This is a genomic window from Microbacterium umsixpiens, from assembly GCF_053543675.1.
This window is the reverse complement of sequence record NZ_JBLVOH010000134.1, coordinates 1-3,849: the sequence shown is the minus strand read 5'-3', so window position 1 is coordinate 3,849 and position 3,849 is coordinate 1. Positions and strand designations below refer to the sequence as shown.

Here is a 3,849-nt window from a genome sequence, read left to right as displayed (position 1 = left end):
GACGCCACCCGCGGCCGGAGCGACGAGGTGCCCGCCTGCCAGGACTCCAGGATGTGTTCGCCGCCCCAACCGTCCACCGTCAGGCACGCCGCCGCGCCGAACAGGATGTCGGGCAGCAGCTCGGGGTGGTCCTCGGCGAGGCTCCCTGCGAGGTCTCGCGCGGCGATCTGCTCGTGCACCGCATCCGCCTCGACGTGCTCCTCGAAATAGGCCGCCACATCCGGGTCGAACCCCAGACGATGCAGGCCGTCGGCATACAGGCGGCAGGGGATGGACGAGGTCATCTCGAATGCGGCCAGGTGCCCGACGATCGCGCCGACGAGGCGGCGGTTGAGCCCGAACATCGACATCATGTTGTGCGAGGCGAGAGTGATCGCCGGCACATCGTCGACGTACGCCCCGTACGTGGAATCGAGGCCCGCGGCACGCATCGCGCGGGCGAAGAGCTCGGCATGCACGCGCTGCGGTCGTCCGCCTCCGTACTCGTCCGACTGGATCTCGACGAGGGCGGCCTTGGCGCGTCCTTCCAGGCGCGGGATGGCCCAGGAGTGCGGATCCGCCTCGCGCAGGGTGTACACGGAGCGCTGGATGAGGGTCTCCTCCGCCTGCTCCCTGGTGGCCTTCTTCGCGATGTGCCGCGAGAGGCTCGGTCCCGTGTCGGCGGCGGCCAGGGCGAAGAGCGCGCGGCCGACGGCGTCAACGGTCGGCTCGGGGGACTCCGGCATCGGCACCCTCGCGCGCAGCGCGCTCTCGAACGCCTCCTCGAGGATCCGGCGGGTGGTGAGAAGGGCGGGGTCCCACTCCAGGTCGGCATCGAGCTGCGGGAGCGATCCGTAGGACGAGGCGTAGAGGACGAAGAGTGCGAGTTGGATGTCGTCGTCGCGCATCACGTCAGCGCTCGCCGCCACGGCAGCGGTCGCGAGGCCCGTGTGGTCGGCGGCAGCGGCGTCGTCGCCCGTCAGGCGCGACATGACGGCGTGACTCAGCGGCCCTCGGTCGGTGAAGGGGCGGGTTGCGGCCGGGGCGGATGCCGGGGCGGATACGGTCATGAACAGGGCTCCCATCGGTGCGATGCTTCGCATCCTGCCGCGTGTGGATCATGCGCTCCAGGGACTTGACGCAGACGGGCGTGCGGGGCATACACGCCGCGGCGCGTGCGGGGTGTCGACATCCGCTCCGCAGGGGCGGCCAGCGAACCGGTACCGTGGGGGCATGATCCCGGCCGTGCGCACCTTCGGGCGCCTCCTCGCACGGCACGGCCTCGCGCTGGCGGCCTGGTATCTCGCCGGCGAGGCTCTTCACGAGATCTTCGTGCAGCTCGCGGGTTTCGTAGGCGGACTCACCACGCTCGGCGGACTCCTGCTCCTGCCGCTCGCCGTGGCCGCGCGCCTGGTGTCGTACGTCGCCATGTACCTCACGGTGCAGCGGTCGCTGCCGCACAGTGCATCCGACCACCGCCCGAGCTACCGGCAGTTCGCGCAGACGACGCTGGTCGCCATCCTGCCGTTCTTCGCGTTCTATGCCGCCTGGGGAATGCTCGACGTCGACATCAAGGCGTTCTTCAACATCGCGAGCGGCATCGCCCTGCGCGACGCCAGCTACGACGCCGCCCAGCTCGGCGACCGCGGCGGCCTCATCGCGGTGGGCGTGCTGCCGGTCGCCGTGCTGGTCATCGCGCTCGTCGTGCGCGTGCTCCTCGCTCGGATCGGCGGGAGACTGCCGTCGTGGACGCTCGCGCTCGCCGCGTACGCCGAGGTGGTCTGGACCTTCATGCTCTTCACCCTGGTGGGCCAGTGGTGGGCGCAGGCCAAGGAGTGGATCGCCGAGCGAGCGGGCATCGCCTGGTTCGAGGGTATCGGTGACTGGTTCGGAGCCAACGTGCTCCCGGTGGCGACGCTGTGGGAGACGGTGCTGTGGCTGGTCGGACTGGTGGTCGCCGCGGTCGTCGTGCCCGCGGCATGGTTGACCGTGGCCGGCGTCATCTACGGCACGACCTTCGACGCGACTCCGGCGGTGCTGGGGCGTATCGAGCAGGCGCCCCCTGGTGCGGTGTCGAACCTCGCGCGAAACCTCGCACTCCGCCTCGAAGGGCTGTGGGCGGCACTGGCCCTGATCTGGCGCGGCGGCCCCGTCGTGTTCGGCTGCACGGCACTGGCGTATGCCGTGTGGTCGTGGGCCGAGCAGGTCGGCTCGCGCGGCGTTCTGCAACTCGTCGGCGCGCACGACACCGCGTTCTGGTCGGGCTTCTTCCCGCTTCTCCTCGTCGCCGTGGCCGCCGTAGCTGAGCCGCTGCGTGTCGCGATCGTGGCGACCGCCTTCGACACCGTGGTGGGTCGCCCGGAAGCACGGATGGGCACACGCGAATCAGGGTTCGATGGGGAAGCGCGCGATCTCGTCGGTGCCGGGGATGTCGAGCACGAACGGCCCGTCGGCGTCGTCGGGGAGCAGGAACACCGCGAGGATGACGGAGGAGCCTGACTCCTTCTGGCAGCCCGACTCGCCCTCGTCGTAGGGCACGTCGAGCACGGACCGGGCGTTGGTCCAGACGCGCGCGCCGTCGGTCTCGGCGAGGGTGAACATCCCGCATCCGGCGGACTCGCCCTCCGCCCTGGCATCGATCCGGATGCTGAGTGTCCGCGATCCCGCCGGTGCCTCGAACTCATCCCAGCGGGCGGAGTCCAGACGGAGTGTCTGCCCGGCGACCTCGGTCCTCCCTTCTTCCGCATCCTGCACCTGCGTGCTCTTCGGGGCGGCAGGCAGCACATCGAACCAGACGTGCACGGCGATCGCGGCGGCCGCGGCCACCACGAGCGCCACCAGCGCGAAGCGCTGTGTCCGCCACCAGGTCATGGCGCCCCCAATCGCGGCTCGTCGAGTTCCCTGTCGGTCTCCTGCGGCACCTCATCGAGCGAGAGCGGGAAGGTGATGACGTCGTCGAGACGCGGCGTCGGGTACTCACCGGTGAGTCGCAGCTCTCCGTTCCCGGTCCGCAGGCCCTCCGGAAGCTCGAACGCCAGTGTCCCGACGGTGTCGGTGCCCACTCGCAGCTTGGCCCGGAGCAGCGATGTCGGCGGACGCTCGCTCGCCAGGAAGACCTGCCCGTCGATCACGAGGCTGGCGACGCCGATCACGGCATCCTCCTCGGTCGTCGGTGCGGACACGGCGAGTTCGATCACGAGCCAGTTCCCGTCGGCCTCCCACTTGTCCGCCACCGTCAGCCGGTCGGCGAACGAGGCCTCCTGCACCGCGGCGATGAGGGTACGGGACGTCGCCGTGTCGTCGACGGCCGCCCTCGTGAAGAAGGGATCGGTCAGCGCATCCTCGGGCGGTGTGACCGCCGTCACCACGCCGGCCGCGAGGACGAGCGCGATACCCGCGGCCCACGGAATCCATCCGCCGCGCGCGCTCACGGATCGACCTCCACGGGGGTGCGGGCGATCAGGTCGGTCCGCCGCCACGTGATCGCCGACGGCGAGAGGATGACCTGGCCGGACTGCTCCCTGGCGTCGTACACATCGAGGTGGGCTTCGTGCTCGTCCAGCGCATCGTCGGCGACGGGGAAGGCGATGCGCACGTCGGCGGGGACGCCGGGTTGCAGCACCACCGCGCGCAGCGAACCGTCCGTCCGCCAGGAGCGCGCGGTGTCGGTCACGGTCACCCCGGAGAGTTCGAGAAGCGGTGCGCTCGACGAGAGGAGCCGTGAGGCGACCTGGTCGGCCGTGCCCTCCACCCCGACCGCGCGGTCGGACAGGTTCTCCAGTCGCACCGTGACGATGAGCAGAGTCTCGCCCGGCTCCGCCTCCAGATACTGCTCCTCGACTTCGTCGGTGACCTCGGCGTCCATCACGG

General features: G+C 70.7%; 5 protein-coding genes. 1 reads left to right on the top strand and 4 read right to left on the bottom strand.

Going from position 1 to position 3,849, the window contains the following annotated elements:
* Positions 1-1,049: iron-containing redox enzyme family protein (locus ACNPM4_RS13300; RefSeq protein WP_448985991.1), on the bottom strand; the 1,049-nt coding region annotated here is incomplete at its 3' end.
* Positions 1,050-1,212: 163 nt separating this feature from the next.
* Here ACNPM4_RS13300 and ACNPM4_RS13295 point away from each other — a divergent pair.
* Positions 1,213-2,478 (top strand): hypothetical protein, encoded by a 1,266-nt coding sequence (locus ACNPM4_RS13295; protein WP_448985990.1) that lies wholly within the window; start codon positions 1,213-1,215, stop codon positions 2,476-2,478.
* On the opposite strand, the gene ACNPM4_RS13290 is transcribed toward ACNPM4_RS13295, so the two are convergent.
* The 3 genes from ACNPM4_RS13290 to ACNPM4_RS13280 form a co-directional block, all read right to left on the bottom strand.
* The gene (locus ACNPM4_RS13290) at positions 2,365-2,850 is read right to left on the bottom strand and encodes a hypothetical protein (protein WP_448985989.1); all 486 of its coding nucleotides are present in this window, start codon (positions 2,848-2,850) and stop codon (positions 2,365-2,367) included. The two genes, ACNPM4_RS13295 and ACNPM4_RS13290, sit on opposite strands and share 114 nt — an antisense overlap.
* Positions 2,847-3,410, bottom strand: coding sequence for a hypothetical protein (locus tag ACNPM4_RS13285; protein ID WP_448985988.1), 564 nt, complete (start codon positions 3,408-3,410; stop codon positions 2,847-2,849). Before ACNPM4_RS13285 ends, ACNPM4_RS13290 begins: the two co-directional genes overlap by 4 nt.
* On the bottom strand, positions 3,407-3,849 hold a 443-nt coding region (locus tag ACNPM4_RS13280), incomplete at its 5' end, for a hypothetical protein (protein ID WP_448985987.1). The genes ACNPM4_RS13280 and ACNPM4_RS13285, both read right to left, overlap by 4 nt.